The 15,785-nt window shown below is 61.0% G+C and carries 17 protein-coding genes; 7 read left to right on the forward strand and 10 right to left on the reverse strand.

Features of this window, described 5'->3' with window-relative positions:
• Nucleotides 1–15 precede the first annotated feature (15 nt).
• The 3 genes from CVS30_RS15780 to pheS form a co-directional block, all read right to left on the reverse strand.
• Nucleotides 16–552 carry a CGNR zinc finger domain-containing protein gene (locus CVS30_RS15780; RefSeq protein WP_110486520.1) on the reverse strand — a complete coding sequence of 179 codons (537 nt, stop codon included), beginning with the start codon at nt 550–552 and terminating at the stop codon, nt 16–18.
• A 322-nt stretch (nt 553–874) separates the two neighbouring features.
• The gene (gene pheT / locus CVS30_RS15790; protein ID WP_110486521.1) at nt 875–3,418 is read right to left on the reverse strand and encodes a phenylalanine--tRNA ligase subunit beta; all 2,544 of its coding nucleotides are present in this window, start codon (nt 3,416–3,418) and stop codon (nt 875–877) included.
• A 4-nt stretch (nt 3,419–3,422) separates the two neighbouring features.
• The gene (gene pheS / locus CVS30_RS15795; RefSeq protein ID WP_181419825.1) at nt 3,423–4,517 is read right to left on the reverse strand and encodes a phenylalanine--tRNA ligase subunit alpha; all 1,095 of its coding nucleotides are present in this window, start codon (nt 4,515–4,517) and stop codon (nt 3,423–3,425) included.
• A gap of 151 nt (nt 4,518–4,668) precedes the next feature.
• Here pheS and CVS30_RS15800 point away from each other — a divergent pair, with 151 nt between their 5' ends.
• Genes CVS30_RS15800 through CVS30_RS15815 form a run of 4 tightly spaced genes read left to right on the forward strand, consistent with a single transcriptional unit; the run spans nt 4,669 to nt 6,977 of the window.
• A complete protein-coding gene (locus CVS30_RS15800) occupies nt 4,669–5,280 on the forward strand; it encodes a hypothetical protein (protein WP_146233418.1) in 612 nt (203 codons plus the stop codon).
• A gap of 4 nt (nt 5,281–5,284) precedes the next feature.
• Nucleotides 5,285–5,827 (forward strand): hypothetical protein, encoded by a 543-nt coding sequence (locus CVS30_RS17840; RefSeq protein WP_146233419.1) that lies wholly within the window; start codon nt 5,285–5,287, stop codon nt 5,825–5,827.
• Complete coding sequence (locus CVS30_RS15810; protein ID WP_245934642.1) at nt 5,824–6,324, forward strand: eCIS core domain-containing protein; 501 nt, start codon at nt 5,824–5,826, stop codon at nt 6,322–6,324. The genes CVS30_RS17840 and CVS30_RS15810 overlap by 4 nt, the downstream gene beginning before the upstream one ends.
• A complete protein-coding gene (locus tag CVS30_RS15815) occupies nt 6,321–6,977 on the forward strand; it encodes an SIMPL domain-containing protein (protein WP_110486525.1) in 657 nt (218 codons plus the stop codon). Before CVS30_RS15810 ends, CVS30_RS15815 begins: the two co-directional genes overlap by 4 nt.
• A 74-nt stretch (nt 6,978–7,051) precedes the next feature.
• Here CVS30_RS15815 and CVS30_RS15820 read toward each other — a convergent pair whose 3' ends face one another.
• Nucleotides 7,052–8,551: a long-chain-fatty-acid--CoA ligase gene (locus CVS30_RS15820; RefSeq protein ID WP_110486526.1), complete on the reverse strand. Its 1,500-nt coding sequence runs from the start codon at nt 8,549–8,551 to the stop codon at nt 7,052–7,054.
• Between the two features lie 204 nt (nt 8,552–8,755).
• Here CVS30_RS15820 and CVS30_RS15825 point away from each other — a divergent pair, with 204 nt between their 5' ends.
• Nucleotides 8,756–9,949, forward strand: a complete 1,194-nt coding sequence (locus CVS30_RS15825) for an Rv2578c family radical SAM protein (RefSeq protein ID WP_110486527.1) — start codon at nt 8,756–8,758, stop codon at nt 9,947–9,949.
• Between the two features lie 52 nt (nt 9,950–10,001).
• Here the strand turns inward: CVS30_RS15825 and CVS30_RS15830 are convergent, their stop codons facing one another.
• Nucleotides 10,002–10,193, reverse strand: a complete 192-nt coding sequence (locus tag CVS30_RS15830; RefSeq protein ID WP_110486528.1) for a DUF5302 domain-containing protein — start codon at nt 10,191–10,193, stop codon at nt 10,002–10,004.
• 80 nt (nt 10,194–10,273) lie between these two features.
• Nucleotides 10,274–10,699, reverse strand: a complete 426-nt coding sequence (locus tag CVS30_RS15835) for a (deoxy)nucleoside triphosphate pyrophosphohydrolase (protein ID WP_110486529.1) — start codon at nt 10,697–10,699, stop codon at nt 10,274–10,276.
• A gap of 134 nt (nt 10,700–10,833) precedes the next feature.
• Between CVS30_RS15835 and CVS30_RS15840 the strand changes: the two genes are divergently transcribed.
• On the forward strand, nt 10,834–12,033 hold the full coding sequence (locus CVS30_RS15840; RefSeq protein WP_110486530.1) for an MFS transporter: 1,200 nt from the start codon (nt 10,834–10,836) through the stop codon (nt 12,031–12,033).
• A 90-nt stretch (nt 12,034–12,123) separates the two neighbouring features.
• Here the strand turns inward: CVS30_RS15840 and CVS30_RS15845 are convergent, their stop codons facing one another.
• From CVS30_RS15845 to infC, 4 genes are all read right to left on the reverse strand, one after another.
• Nucleotides 12,124–13,032, reverse strand: a complete 909-nt coding sequence (locus CVS30_RS15845) for a TrmH family RNA methyltransferase (protein WP_110486545.1) — start codon at nt 13,030–13,032, stop codon at nt 12,124–12,126.
• A gap of 68 nt (nt 13,033–13,100) precedes the next feature.
• The gene (gene rplT, locus CVS30_RS15850; protein WP_044571806.1) at nt 13,101–13,484 is read right to left on the reverse strand and encodes a 50S ribosomal protein L20; all 384 of its coding nucleotides are present in this window, start codon (nt 13,482–13,484) and stop codon (nt 13,101–13,103) included.
• 109 nt (nt 13,485–13,593) lie between these two features.
• Nucleotides 13,594–13,788, reverse strand: a complete 195-nt coding sequence (gene rpmI, locus CVS30_RS15855; RefSeq protein WP_044571805.1) for a 50S ribosomal protein L35 — start codon at nt 13,786–13,788, stop codon at nt 13,594–13,596.
• Between the two features lie 103 nt (nt 13,789–13,891).
• Entirely contained in the window at nt 13,892–14,947 is a 1,056-nt protein-coding gene (gene infC, locus CVS30_RS15860) for a translation initiation factor IF-3 (protein WP_245934644.1), read from the reverse strand.
• 345 nt (nt 14,948–15,292) lie between these two features.
• On the opposite strand from infC, the gene CVS30_RS15865 reads away from it, so the two are divergent.
• The gene (locus tag CVS30_RS15865; RefSeq protein ID WP_110486531.1) at nt 15,293–15,700 is read left to right on the forward strand and encodes a DUF1844 domain-containing protein; all 408 of its coding nucleotides are present in this window, start codon (nt 15,293–15,295) and stop codon (nt 15,698–15,700) included.
• Nucleotides 15,701–15,785: the final 85 nt, after the last annotated feature.

Raw genomic sequence — 15,785 nt, forward strand, 5'->3', positions numbered from 1 at the left:
AACAATGTGCTCAGATCAACGGCTTGTGCGCTCCCTATACCGGCGAACAGCGGCACGGTTATTACAACGCACAGAACAATATTGCTGGCGTCCGTTGCGTGTCACATCGACAACGACGTTTCTACAGGGATCTCCCGGCGCTTGACCGGCGGCACAACGCGCCAGCCGATGCATGCCGCGAGTCGTCAGGTGCAACGCTGTTCCAACACTGAATACGGCATGCAAAACGTGGGCAAGGGTCTGGCTTTCGTCCCGATAATGCAGGTGCCAGCCCTCGTCATCATGTTCGGTGAGCCGGGGATAGGCCGACGCGGCCGCCATCTGCGCATTGAGCAGCGCGGCGCGAGCCTGGTGACCCGGGGCGTCAACGACGGCGAGCCAATCATCAACGACTCCGCGCACCCGCGTATGATCATCGGCACCCACGGCAAACTCCATGGTCATACCAAAGTCGCGGGTCCGTTGCAGAATGCCTTCCCGGTTCAGCGGAAAGTCATTGGCGAGCGACTGGGCGAGGAGAACGGCATATTCTCCGTAAGGGTTGAGATGCATAAGACCATTACAGCATAGTGGTGTTCATGACCTCTACAACAGTTTCTCAATCACCAAAAACTACAAGCTCGACGGCGGCACATCAGCATGAGTGGCACCTCGAGTCGGCGCACAACACCTCTCAGGGCAGGGTTATCTACTTGAAGTGTTTGACGGGGTGCGGGGCCCGGCGGATTGACCTTGTTGGCGCCAATCCGACACTCCGCCAGGAGCTCCACACGACCACGGGGCGCGGTAAATAATGCGGAAATACGAAAGGTCCCGGCAGGCTCGACCAGAGATGGTCGAGCCTGCCGGGACCTCGGTGAGGCTCAATCAGCGGTTAGCGCTGGGTGGCGCCGAACCGTTCTGCCGCCAGCTCCACAGCGGACGCGCGAGCTGCCGATGCTTCGTCGGAGGTCAGGGTCCGGTCCGTGGCACGGAAGCGCAGGCCGAAGGCCAGCGACTTGCTGCCCTCGGGAATGCCCGTGCCCTGGTACTCGTCGAACAGGGCGACATCCTCAAGAAGCTCTCCGGCACCTTCGCGCAGGGCTTCCAGAACAGCAGCCGCCGGAACCTCAACAGGAACAACGAGGGCAACGTCCTGTGTGGCAACGGGGAAGGTGGAGATCGCCTTGGCCACGATCACGTCGGCAGCAGCCGCGAAGATCATGTCCACATTGACTTCCATGGCAACCGAGCGAGCCGGCATGTTCAGTTCGGCCAGCAGCTTCGGGTGCAGTTCGCCGGCGTAACCGATAACGTCACCGTTGCGCAAAGACAAGACAGCAGCGCGGCCCGGGTGGAACGCCTGGTGCGATCCCTGCGAAACGACCAGTTCCACGCCCACCACATCGGCGATCAAGCGGGCAGCATCCAGACCATCGGCCCAGTCCCAGGCACGCGGGGCATGCGAGGGAGCAGCAGGTGAATCCTTACCGGTGAAAATTGCGGCGATCGACAGCGGCTGGTACGGGATACCACCGTAAAGTCCGTCGAGCACATCGTCCGCAGGCTTGACACCCAGCGGCGGGATCGAGGCCGTGCCCATCGTCTCCGACGGCAGGAACACCAGACCGGATTCGAACAGGGCCAGGTCGTTGAAACCGCGTGAGTGGTTACGCTTGGCGGTTTCAATCAGACCCGGCAGTACCGAGGTGCGCAGGAAGCCAAATTCTTCGCTGAGCGGGTTGGCCAGCTTCACCGCGGCGCGTGGGGCACCGGCCTCGGCAACACCAAAGGTGTCGTTGGAAGCCTTCGACACGAACGGGTAGGCCAGGATTTCGGTCAGACCGGAATCCGCCAGGGCCTGCACGACGCGACGGCGCTGCTGCTGCGTGCGTGAGTAGCCACGTCCGGGAGGTGCCGTGGGAAGCGTGGACGGGATGAGCTCGTAGCCGACCAGGCGGGCTACCTCTTCGGTCAGGTCATCTTTGGTGAGCAAATCGTGACGCCAGCTGGGGGCCGTGACGGAATATCCGCCGTCGACCGTTTCAACCGTTGCACCGAGATTCGTGAGTGAATCGATGATCTGTTCCGGCGCGAAGTCGATGCCGATACGGGCGGAGGCGTAGTCCATCGGAAGGAACACGGCGACGGGGGCCACGGGGGTTCCCACATCGGTGACGGTGCTTTCCTCGGTGCCGCCGGCCAATTCCACCAAAAGATCAACGGCGCGCTGGGCGGCAACGTCGGCAATGGCCACGTCAACGCCACGCTCGAAGCGCTTGGATGCCTCGGAGGGCAGCTTGTGGCGGCGGCGAGAACGCGCGATCGAGACTTCCTCGAAATGCGCAGCCTCGATCAGCACGTTGACGGTCTCGGAGGTGACCTCGGTCGAGGCCCCGCCCATGACGCCGGCGATGCCAATGGCACCGGAGGCATCCGTGATGAGCAGATCCTCGACGTCAAGCTTGCGCACCTTGCCATCGAGCGTCTTCAGGGTCTCACCGGCGACGGCGCGGCGGACCACGATCTCGCCGGAGACCTTGTCGGCGTCGTAGAAGTGCAGCGGCTGACCGAGCTCCAACATGACGTAGTTGGAGATGTCCACGGGCAGCGAGATCGAGCGAATCCCGGCCAGTCGCAGGCGTGAGGACATCCACGGCGGAGTCGGAGCCGCCGCGTTGATGCCCGTCACGGTGCGGACCACAAAGCGGTCGCAGCCAGCGTTGCCGTAAATGGGAGCCTCGTCGGAAAGCACGACGGCGTGCCCCGCACCTGTTGCTGCGCTCACGGACACCAGCGAGGCAGGGTCGGTGAAGACACTGTCCGTGGCGTGCGCGTATTCACGGGCGACGCCGCGAATACTGAACGCATAGCCGCGATCCGGGGTGACATTGATTTCGGCGGCTTCATCTCTCAGGCCGAGAAGTTCCAGCGCGTCGGTGCCCAGCTCCGGGTCAAGACCCAGAGTGGAGAGCACGAGAATGCCGTCGTGGTCGTCGCCAATGCCCAGTTCACGCACGGAGGCGATCATGCCGGCAGAAACGTGACCGTAGGTCTTGCGCGGGGTGATGCGGAAGTCTCCGGGGAGCACCGCGCCGGGCAAGGTCACAACGACCTTGTCGCCCACAACAAAGTTGTGCGCGCCGCAGACAATGCCCTGCACGCCCGAGGGGTCAATGCCATCAATGGTCAGGGTCTGCTCGGCGCCTTCGGGAACCACGCGGACGGTGCACCAGTTGATGGTCTTGCCGTTGGACTGCGGTTCCTTCTCCAGTGAGAGCACCTGGCCCACCACAACGGGGCCGCTGATCTCATCCAGGGGACGGTGGACGTCTTCTTCTTCGAAACCAACCTTGACAAGATCGGTCATTACATCTTCGGCTGTTGCGCCAGCCGGTACCTGCGCGTAGTCGCGCAGCCAAGTCAGTGGAATACGCACTTACTTAGATCTCCATCCCAAAGTGTTCGCTGAATCGTACGTCGCCCTCGATCATGTCGTGCATGTCGCCCACTTCGTTGCGGAACATGAGCGTGCGCTCGATGCCCATGCCGAAGGCAAATCCTGAGTAAACGTCCGGGTCAATGCCGGCGGCGCGCAGCACGTTCGGGTTGACCATGCCGCAGCCGCCCCACTCGATCCAGCGCGGGCCGCCTTTGGCACCGGGGTGCCAAATGTCCAACTCGGCCGACGGCTCGGTGAAGGGGAAGAAATTCGGGCGCAGGCGGATGCTGGCCTCGGAGCCAAACATCTGGCGGGCAAAGTGCTCCAGCGTGCCACGCAGATCTGCCATGGACAGATCCTTGTCGATGGCCAGGCCCTCGAACTGGTGGAACACGGGCGTGTGCGTGGCGTCGAGCTCATCGGTGCGGAACACCTTGCCGGGGCACAGCACGTAGACGGGCAATTCACGTTCTAGGAGCGAGCGAACCTGCACGGGTGAGGTGTGGGTACGCATCAACAGGTGGGCCTCGGGGGGCTCCACGAAGAAGGTGTCTTGCATTTCACGGGCCGGGTGATCCGGCTTGAAGTTCAGGGCATCGAAGTTAAACCATTCCGATTCCAACTCAGGGCCTTCGGCAATTTCCCAGCCCATGCCCACGAAGATATCGCTCACGCGATCCTGCAGGGTAGAGAGCGGGTGGCGGGCACCGGCACGACGGCGGCGCGGGGCGGCCGTCACGTCCACGGTCTCCTCGACGAGGATGCGCGCGGCGTCCTCGGCCTCGAGCACCTCGGTGCGGGCCGCGAGGGCCTTGGCCACTCGGCCGCGCGAACCGCCCATGAGCTTACCGGCGGCAGCCTTAAATTCCTTGGCGAGCCCACCGATCTCACGGTTGGCAAGGCTCAGCGGCGACTTTTCGCCGGTGTGAGCCAATCGCGCAGTCTTTAGTTCATCCAGCGTTGCGGCGGCGGCAATGGCTGCGAGCGCGTTCTCAACGGCTGCTCCAATGGCGGCTTCGTCAAGCGGATCCGGGACCGCGGCGGGTTCGGTGGTTGGTTCGGGCATCTCTGCCGTCTTTTGGGGCATCTCAGACATCTACAGTTTTTACCTAAGCTCGTGTGCGAGTAAGCGGCGGGGTAGCTCCTCCCGCCGCAACCATTCTAGTTGACGGGACGAGCCTGTTTTGAATCCGACTCTTTACCTCTTCGCGTCCCATTCGCTTGTCTGCCTTGTTACGCTAACCTCCATGGTCACTCCTTACCTCAAACGTACGACGCCGGCCTTCCGCCTCACGCTCCTTACCAGCGTTGCGCTGGCCTCGTCTTTTGCGCTGGGCGGGTGTACTTCGGCTGGTCCCGAGCCTTCCCAGACACTGGAGGCAGCGACCGTCACCGAGTTTGTGCCGAAACCGGCCGTGCCGCAGAAGGGCATTGAATGCCCCGCTTCCCTTGACGACCTCCCCAGCAACGCCGACACCAACTATCCCTCCGAGCCGCGGGGCAGCGTCCCGGAGGGATTCGTGACAGAGAAGGTATTTATCTGCCGCTCCGATATGGCTGATGTCGATGGCCTCACGAAGCTCGTGATCAAGCAGGAAGAACTGCAGGGCGACTTTGCCCCACTTCTGGCCGCCCTTGCTGTGCCGAGTGACCGTGCGGGAGACGACGGGCAATTGGTTTGTAATGCAATTCTAGAAACCTTCCCGATTCTGTGGCTGGTCAATGCTAACGGCGATGCCATCGACGCCGCCCTGCCCACCACGCGGTGCCGGCAGGCAAGCGGCAAGCCCGAGACTCAACAGGCTATTGACGCCCTGACCGTGGCTCGTACTGCGATCGTGCAAGGGTCAGGGAAGTAGCGCCATGATCACCCACAATAAGGTTTCCGGAAGACGAATTAGTCCCCAAGCAGCAGTGGGTCTCATGTCAGCTCTGCTGATCCTTACCTCGTGCTCGTCCCCGTCTGCAGCAGAGCAATACCTGCCGGAAGCTGCGTCGTTGCAGTCCGCCGTCGTTTGTTCTCCAACTCAAGGATTGGGCAACCCCTCCACGGGAGCGGCCGCCGATAAGAAGGGCCGGGTGCCCGATGGTTTTATCCCCGTCGATGCGGTTCGTTGCGTGCCGGACACCAAAGGCGCAGTCGTGTCCGAGGAGCGTCTCTCTGGTGACTACGCCCCGCTACTCAAGGCTCTAGCAATACCCAGCGAGCGTGGCGGCGAAATGAACTGCCTTGACTACGCAGATACGCCCCTTGAACTGTGGCTAATCAATGCTCAGGGCCAGGCCATCAACGTGACCTGGCCGACCGATAATTGCGAACACCTCATGCCAGCAACCGCAACAGCGCTAGAAGCGCTATCCGTCCGGGAGAGCAAGCTTATTACTGCCACTGGCGGCGCCTCATGAGGTTTTCGCTGCGCGTTCGTGCCGTGGCAAACGCGCTCAATCTCTCCACGGCGAGCGGACTCTTGTTGGCGGCACTCACACGCACCAGCATCGAAGCCGGCCCCGAGGGTTTAATCTTCGGGACTCACTACCGCCCGAGGCTCCCCCATGCCGGCGCCTTCACGGTGGGCAATGTGATCTTCTACCGGGCAGATCGGGACTTTATCGACTCCCGCCCTGACCTGCTGGCCCACGAGGCCGGCCACGCCACGCAGTACGCCTGGTGCCTGGGCCTACCGTTCCTGCCGCTCTACGCAGCCTGCGCTGCGTGGTCACTGTGGCGGACCGGGGATCCGGGCAGTCGCAACTTTTTTGAGCGCAACGCGGGGCTTGCACTGGGTGGCTATCGGGAGCTACCGACCATTGCTCGGCTGCCTGTCATCAGGAACTATTTACAGCAAGGTGCGTTCCTTAAGAAACCACGCCTCACACGTTCTTCGGAAGGGAACCAGCCATGACAGCACCAAGCCCCTCAGAGATACCGGGCAGCATCACCGTCAGCGGACATGGTCTGGTGCAAACCACACCCGACTACTTCACGATCAATCTCGGCATTGAGGCAACCCAGGCTACTGTCCGCGAGGCCTACGCACAAGCAGAGGAAGCGCTCAACGCCGTATCGGCGACCTTGCTAGCCCAAGGAGTTGCTCGGGAACTCATCAGCTCATCGGCGCTCAATGTTCGGGTCGAGACTCGCTGGCAAGAAGGCAGTGGATCGGTCGTGACCGGATACACGGTCTCCAGCACCTTGGCGGTGTCCTTACGTTATGACCAGAGCGCCGAAGACGTCATCGCGGCCGTCGTCGATACGGGCAATAACAATGTCCGCATCACCGGACTGACCCCTGTGGTTTCTGACCCCACCTCTGCCCAGGATGCGGCACGCGCCGTAGCGTGGACCGATGCGCGCCGAGCAGCGGAGCTTTACGCCCACTTGGCTGGTCGATCGCTGGGCGAGCCGAGCCAGATCATTGAAGGGCAAATCAGCGACAGCGCACCCCGCCCCATGATGGCTCGCGCCGAGATGACACTGCAAAGCAGCCCCATGGCCATAGAACCGGGGCAAAGCAGCATCACCATGACGGTCCAGGTCACCTGGCTCCTGAACTAGCAAGAGCTGAGCCGCGAGTGCCACCAGAGTCGGTGGCACTCGCGGCTCAGCCCAAGGAAAGTATCTCGTCGGCGCTACTGGATCGTGATCTCGCGCTTGAGGATCTTGCCGGTCGGCCCCTTAGGCAGCTCATCCATGATGACCACGGTGCGCGGATACTTGTAGGCCGCGACCCTAGCCTTGACGAACTCCTGAATCTCCACGGCGAGCGCCTCCCTATCCTCGGCGCCCGCGGCACCTGCCTTGAGCGAGACCGCAGCATAGACCTCCTCGCCGTGGACGTCGTCGAGCTTCCCTAAAACGGCAGCCTCGGCCACCGCCGGGTGTTCGTAGAGGACCTCCTCGATCTCACGCGGGTAAATGTTGTAGCCGCCGCGCAGGATCATGTCCTTCTTCCGATCGACGATGAAGAACACCCCATCCTCATCCTGACGTCCAAGATCTCCCGTGCGGAACCACCCGTCAGGAATGGCAGCGGCTGTGGCCTCGGGGTTGTTCCAGTAGCCCTTCATGACATAGGACCCCGCGACGGCAATCTCCCCCACCGAGCCAGGTTCGACGTCGGCCCCCTGGTCGTCGACGACGCGCAGCTGTGCGCCACTAACGGCAGTGCCCACCGAACCGGGCTTACGAATGCCGTCCACCTGATTGAAGGACACCACGGGCGAGGTCTCGGACAAGCCATAGCCTTCGAGCAAGGTGGCGTTGAAAGTGGCTTCAAACTCGCGCAAGATCTCCACCGGCAGGGCAGACCCGCCCGAGGCCGCGAGGCGCAGGCTGCTCAGGTCGTAATTTTCACGTCCCGGTGCACGCAGCAAGGCAATGTACATGCTGGGCACACCTTCGAAAATGGTGACCTTGTCACGCTGGATAATCTCCAGGGCCTTGCTCGGATCAAATCGCGGCAGCAGCGTCACCGTTGCTCCAGCCATGACGGCCGAGTTCAGCGCACAGGTTTGTCCGAAGATGTGGAAGAACGGGAGGCCTCCGAAGATCACATCGCCGGGTCTGCTCGAAAAGAGCTTGATGGACACCTCGGCATTGCTGCGCAGATTTTCGTGCGTCAGTTCGGCACCCTTGGGTTTGCCCGTGGTCCCCGAGGTGTAGAGAATCACCGCGGTATCCGAACTATCCGCCGGCGCCACCTCATGGGCCGGTTCAAGAGGTGCCAGCAGGGTCATGAAATTCGCATCCAAGGGAATCACGGCCGTGCCAGCCTCACCGGCTCCGGCAGCAACTTCCGCCATGACACCCTCCCAGGCGAAGGCCAGGACCGCTCCGGAGTCCTTCAGGTGATAAGCCACCTCTCGGGCCTTCAGCAAGGGATTCAAGGGCACTACGATGGCTCCGTACCGCAGAATTCCATAATAAATGGGTGGCATGTGCGGAATATTGGGTGAGATGAGGGCGACCCGGTCGCCCGCTTTGACGCCCTGTTGCGCGAGCAGTGCCGCGACTTTGGCGCTGAGTACCTCCAACGCTCCGAAGGAAATTTCAATGTCGTCGAGTTTGATGGCAACTCCGCCGGGATTCTTCGCCGCAGAAGCCGGGACTATGCTCGCTAAGTTCGTCATGAGCGTTCCTTCGATTAGAGAACCGGCACGTCCAAGAACCCTGTTCAGCGGATTCCGTCAACCATGCCAGTCGGGACCTCCTTGTCCCGGTGTCACTACCCTAACCCGAACCATAGTGCGTCGCGTCACACCCCTGAAGTTCCATGCGATGTTGACCTGAACAAAAACATTGCCAGATTTTAGAACATATGTTCTAATCAAAGTATGCGATGGACCAATCAGCAACTCAGCCAGCCACTCTTCCCGGAACTGAGCGTCGGAGCGCCAACAACGCAGCCACTCCTTCCCTTGGCAGGACTCGTGAAGAGTGTGCAAACGCCCGAGTTTGCTGGCATTACCTTTCATGAGGTGCTCTCCAAATCCGCGCTCAACAAGGTCCCGGTGACGTCCACGATGCCGTTTGAGTGGACGGTAAACCCCTATCGAGGCTGTTCCCATGCCTGCGTGTACTGCTTTGCCCGCAAAAGCCACACCTACTTGGACTTCGACCCGGGAGTGGATTTCGATTCCCAGGTTGTAGTCAAGGTCAATGTGGCCGAAGTACTGCGCAAGGAACTCTTCAAACCCTCGTGGCAACGCCACCATGTGGCACTGGGAACCAATACCGATCCCTACCAACGCGCCGAGGGTCGCTACAAGCTCATGCCCGGCATCATTGAGGCGCTGGCAGATTCGGGCACCCCGTTTTCGCTCCTCACCAAGGGCACCTTGCTGGCCAGAGATATTCCTCTGCTCCAGGCAGCAGGTCAACAGGTCAGTATTGGGATGGGGATTTCCTTGGCCCTGCTCGATGAGGATCTCGCCCACGCCATCGAACCTGGCACACCCTCCCCCAAGGCGCGCCTGGCCCTCATCAGTAAGTTGCGTGATGCCGGGTTGCCGTGTGGCGTCATGGCCATGCCGATTCTGCCGTGGCTCACCGATTCGGACGAGTCGTTGGATGCGCTATTTGCCGCATTGGCACACGCGGGCGCAACAGGAGTCAGTGCCGGAGCGCTGTACCTGCGCCCGGGCACCCGCGAGTGGTTCATGAGCTGGCTAGCCCGCGAACATCCATCCTTGGTGGGCCGCTATCAGCGGCTCTATGGTTCCGGCGCCTACGCCTCCAAAGAGTACCGGCAGTGGCTGTCGGGCCGCGTCAATGAGGCCAAAGCCCGCCACGGTTTCACCGCCGAAGGCTTCATCCATGACGCGCGTCAGGAAGAAGGTCAATATCCAGATGGCAGCATGCCTTTGACACACACCGAGCCAACTCCAGCGCGACGCCTAGCTACTGCAGGAATTCGCGGCGGGGGTTCGGCCACGGTTGATGGGGGCAAGTTTGATTTGGGCAGCAAAAAGGCGGGACTTCCCGTAGGAAGCCCCGCCCCGATCGATACTGCCCTCACCTTGTTCTAAGTACTACGACGCACTCAACGTGGCGGAAAAGCAAAATCTTTGACGCTATCCGTTATCCGCTCTTACGACGGAATTCACGCTTCTGCGACGCTGCGCCGTGAGATGCGCTAATTTTGGCGCCTCCGGCAGCTGCAACACTGCCGTGCTGCTGATTCTTCTTATTTTCTAGCGCCTGCCGAAACTTTTCCTTAGTTTCCTCGCTGGCACTGGCGGTGGCTTGTTTGTCGTGGTTTTCACTCGTCATGGCACAACCTCCTTGGGGTCTTGTGCACCCAGTCTGGCACAGCAGAGCGGATTTTCAACACCCGCCGCGAGAATTCTCGCTCAGTGTCCCGTAAAAGCGATCAATGCCTCCACGATGGGAAGATCTGCCGGAATCCACGGCAAGGTACGGATTTCTGGACCAGACAGCACCACCCACTGCAAGGCATCGTGGTCTTCCAAGGGTGCCGGAGTGCCGTCCGTCACCTGAGCCAGCCAGACGCGCATGGCGGCGCCAGCCGTCAGAGGCCAGCCGGCCGACGTCGGACCTACAAGTTCTGCGCCGAGGGTCACCGACACTCCCAGTTCCTCCGCCAATTCGCGGTGCAGGCCGGCTTCCGCGGCCTCACCGGCCTCGACCTTACCGCCAGGGAATTCCCACATGCCGGCAAATTCGGGCGGAGCCGTTCGCCGTGCAGCCAAAAGTTTCGTTGGATTTTCCAGGGCGTCCACGAGGGCGCCGCCCACTATTTGCTTGATCGTCGTCACCAAATAAGTGTAGGCCGAACTAGACTGGAGGTGGCATCACGATGCCCCACCGCGCCGCCCGCGTCCCGAGGCGCCGGCACAGCCCGTCCAGCATAGTGCGGCCGCGGAAGAACCCACTGTTGGAAAGTCACGAAATGCCCCTGCTCAAAAGTTCACGCGAAACCTCCCCGGCATCACCCCAGGTTGTCGCATGGGCTATCCTGTCCCTCGCCATTGGCGGCTTTGGTATCGGCACCACCGAATTCGCCATGATGGGGCTTCTGCCCAATGTCGCCGAAGGTGTTGGCGTCAGCGTCCCCACCGCGGGGCACGTCATTTCCGCCTACGCCCTGGGCGTGGTCGTGGGCGCTCCCCTGCTGGTTGCCGTGAGCGCCAAGATGGCACGCAAGACCCTGGCGCTAGGCCTCATGGCCTTGTTCACGGTGGGCAATCTACTCTCCGTCTTCGCCCACGACTACTCGACACTGATGGTCACCCGATTCATCGCCGGTCTGCCGCACGGCGCCTTCTTTGGTGTGGCGGCTGTGCTCGCCGCGTCCATGGTTGCGCCGACAAAACGAGGCCGGGCCATTTCCATGGTCATGATGGGCCTTTCCATTGCCAATGTTTTAGGTGTCCCCTTGGCCACCTTCGTGGGGCAGCAATTTGGCTGGCGCTGGCTGTTCGTTTTGGTGGGGGCCATCGGTGTCGTCACGATGATCTGCATGAGCATCTTCATCCCGGCACAAAAGGCGCAAGCCGGCGCAAGCCTTCGCAAGGAACTCAGCGCCTTGCGCCGCGGTCAGGTCTGGATCACGCTTCTTATCGGTGTGGTGGGCTTCGGCGGCTTCTTCGCCGTGTACACCTACGTCGCCAACACCATGACGGACGTCGCCGGCTTCGCCCCCAGCTTCCTGCCGGTCATCGTGGGCCTTTACGGCGTGGGCATGGTCGTGGGAAATTACATTGGCGGACGCATCGCCGACTGGTCAGTCATGGGCAGCATCTACCTCGTCATGGGCTTCATCGCCACCATGTTGGTGCTCTACGCGGTCACGGTCCACATTCAGTGGATGGCGCTGGTGATGATCTTTGTCATCGGCGCATCGGGAGCCATGCTCATCCCCTCTCTGCAAACGCGACTGCTGGACGTCTCCCCCGGCGCACCGACCTTAGCGTCATCGCTCAACCACTCGGCCTTGAACACGGCCAACGCACTCGGCGCCTTTGTTGGCGGCCTCGTCATCACCTGGGGCTGGGGCTTCACGGCACCGGCACTCGTGGGTGCCGTTCTGGCCGTTCTTGGTCTGGGGATTGCACTACTCAGCGGCCTGTTGGATAAACGAAGCAAGTAACCGTCACCACAAAATGACCCGCCGTCAGCCGTGAGGCTGACTGCGGGTCATTTTTGACTCTAGGGCCTGATTAAACGAGCCGCGGCAAGGCTACAACCGCTGCTGAGCGCGGGCTGAGGCGTACAGGCAGACCGTGGCCGCCGTGCCCAAGTTCAAGGACTCAGCGGCGCCATAGACAGGAACGGCAACGCGATGATCGGCGAGGGCCTTTTCTTCTCCGGCGAGGCCCTGTGCTTCATTGCCAAACAACCACAGCGTCGGCTTTTCAAGCTCGTAGCTGGAGTCCGGGATCTCCTGATCGAAGGCGCGTGCGGCGCTTTCGTCCTGCAATTGGTCAAGGTTCAGGTGTCCGTAACCATCGGCGGCAAGAACACCTACACCGGCAGCCTTGGCGGCCAAAACAACCTCGGTCACCGTCAGGCCAAGGACAACGGGGATGTGGAACAAGGATCCGGCAGTAGAACGCACCGCCTTGGGGTTGTAAATATCAACACTCGAGGAGGAGAAGATCACGGCGTCGGCACCGGCGGCATCGGCGGCGCGCAGCACAGTACCTGCGTTGCCCGGGTCCTGCACACGGCACAACATGGCGATGAGCTTGGGCTTGGCGGCAAGAACTTCGGCCAAGGGCACGTCGACGAAATTGCAGACGGCCACAATGCCCTGAGGTGAGACCGTGTCGGTCATGGCCGCCAGCACCATCTCGCTGGCAATGCGTACCTGGAGACGGGATCCTGGCGCCGAGGCAGCCTCCAGCAGCTCGGGGTGCTTCTTAAGGCATTCAACCGTGGCGTACAACGCTTCAACGACGGGGGTTCCGCCAGCGGACAGGCAATCATGGTGAGCTCGAAGTGCTTCACGGACAGCCTGAGGTCCCTCGGCCAGGAACTGTCGACGCTTTAAACGGCCCGAGCGCCCGGTGAGTTTGGCAACATCCCTCACTCGATCTGCTCGAGGGTTGGTCATTGCTTCTACTGGCGGGCGCCCGGGTTCATTCATGCTTAGGACTTTAGCAGTCACAGCGCACGAACAAGGAACTCAACGTTCCTTTAGGGGTGTTACAAAAATTACTTTGCTACCGGAGCTGAGGTATCAGCAGGGAGAGCAGCCTTGGCGATGTTCACCAGAGCGGTGAAAGCACCAGCGTCGTTGACGGCCAGGTCGGCCAGCATGCGACGGTCAACCTCGATCGCAGCAGCCTTCAGGCCCTGGATCAAGCGGTTGTAGGTCAGGCCGTTGGCGCGTGATGCAGCGTTGATACGCTGGATCCAGAGGCGACGGAAGTCACCCTTACGCTTGCGGCGGTCACCGTAGCTGTACACAAACGAGTGCAGCAGCTGCTCTTTAGCCTTGCGGTACAGGCGTGAACGCTGTCCACGGTAACCCTTTGCGCGCTCAAGAATAACCCGACGCTTTTTGTGGGCGTTTACAGCCCTCTTCACACGTGCCACGTGCGTACTCCTTCAATTTTAAACATCCCAAGCCAATCATGCCGGGGAAGGCTTTTTTTGGATTGGTGTTATATCCACAAGGTGGAATAACACCGATTGACTTGCGAAATTAGATGCCGAGCATCTTTTTGATGTTGCGAACATCAGCCTTGGCGACCGTGAGGTCACCCTTCAGGCGACGCTTCAAGCTGGAAGGCTTGTGCTCCAAGTAGTGGCGGCGGTTAGCCTGCTGGCGCTGCAGCTTACCGGAACCGGTGAGCTTGAAACGCTTCTTAGCACCACTATGTGTCTTCATTTTAGGCATGAGGACCTGTCTCCTTACGTATCCACCGGCGCTGCCTGTGGTTCTCTTGCAGCGACCGGTTGGGTCACTGAGTTGGTGTATTCACCGCTGAAAAGGTGAAAGTTTATTCAGCCGAGCTGGGGGTTTCGGCCGCGGGTGCACTCTTTGCAGAGGCAGCCTTCGCAGCCGGCTTTGCTGCCTTGGCGGCCGGTTTAGCGGCCGGCTTTGCAGCAACGGGCTTAGCCATGGGCTTCGGCATCGGGATGGGCTTTGCGGCGACCGGCTTCGGAGCAGCAACCGGCTTGGCTGCTACAACGGGCTTGGCTGCGGCCTTGGCGACAGGAGCTGCCTTGGCCACGGGGGCCTTAGCTGCAGCGGGTGCCTTGGCGGGGGCTGCCTTGGCCGGAGCCTTGGCAGGTACGACGGCGGGAGCCGGCTTTTCTTCCGGAACGCTCACCTCCGGTGCAACAACAGTAGCGGGAGCAACCTCGACGGCGGGAGCCGGCGTCTCCTCGACAACTGCGGCGGCGGGAGCCTCGGCGTCGCTGTTCAGGTTCAAGCCCTGGGGCAAGAGGTCAGCCAATGACTGCGTCATGGGCGCCTTGTTGTCGCGGTCAACATCAACGCGGGCGGTGCCATTGGCAACAGCCTCGTTGTGAGCCTTCGCATCGGCTCGCTGCTGGTTGCGTCGGGCTTCAGCCTTAGCTTCAGCCTTGTTCTTCAAGGGACCAATAACCATGACCATGTTGCGGCCGTCAATGCGGGGGCTCGACTCGATGACGCCAACTTCGGCGACTTCGGCGGCGAACTTCTGCAGGAGGCGGATACCCATTTCCGGGCGCTGCTGCTCGCGGCCTCGGAACTGGATCATGGCCTTGACCTTGTCACCGGCACCCAGGAAACGCAGTGCGTGTCCGCGCTTGGTTTCGTAGTCATGGGTGTCAATCTTGAGGCGGAAACGGATTTCCTTCAAGACGGTGTTGGTCTGGTTCTTGCGGGCTTCGCGAGCCTTGACGGCGGCTTCGTACTTGTACTTGCCGAAGTCCATCAGTTTGCACACCGGCGGCTTCGCCGTCGGCGCTACCTCAACCAAATCCAAGTCAGACTCAGCTGCTAAACGGAGGGCATCCTCAATGCGGACGACTCCTACCTGTTCGCCTGCTGGCCCAACCAACCGCACCTCGGGGACGCGGATTCGATCATTGATGCGTGGCTCGCTAATGTGTAGCTCCTGTTGCCTAAAAGGGTGATCACCATCAGCAACGAAGAAGGCCTCCAATTTGCTGATGCAATGGAGGCCCCAAAATGAGTCGGCGTAAGTCCACAACGAAGGGACTTAACTGCCACCCCTTGAGTCAAGGAACGGCGCCGACCTGAACCAGACAACGCCAACTACTTGGGTCGAAAGGTGGGAGAGGACTCCACTTGCAAACTCGTTGCTGGTTACTTTTCATGCCCGTGACTTTCGCCTTTCGGACACCCGATAAATAACAGCATCGAGTCGGTCTATGACAAGCTTAGCAGTATGAGTAGCTCAGATAATAATTCGGACACCCGCAACACCTTTCAGGCAGCCCCGGAAGAGGCCGTAGCCGACACAGCAACAGACTCTGCGGTACGCGATATCGCCGAAGTTCCCGCTATTGAAGTTATTACGACGGCGGCCGTTCACCTCATGAGCGCAGCGGCAGTTAAGTGCGGCCTTGCCGCCGGACCCGACGCCGAGGAGCTCAAGGACCTCGATGAGGCCCGTAAGCTCATCACCGCTTTGGCGGGCTTGATCACGGCAGCCGCGCCGGAAATTGGCAGCCAGCATGCCGGACCGTTGCGCGACGGACTGCGTTCCTTGCAGCTCGCCTTCCGCGAAGCCTCCACGATCCAAGACGCGCCCGGCAAGGGTCCGGGCGAGAAGTTCACCGGAGCTGTCAACTAATCCCCACCCAATATTCCATCGAGGACGCGGTTATTGCACCACCCTCAACCTGCTGGGGTTGATCGTGATGCAGTAACTGCGTCCT

Source organism: Arthrobacter psychrolactophilus, from assembly GCF_003219795.1.
GTDB classification, from domain to species: domain Bacteria; phylum Actinomycetota; class Actinomycetes; order Actinomycetales; family Micrococcaceae; genus Specibacter; species Specibacter psychrolactophilus.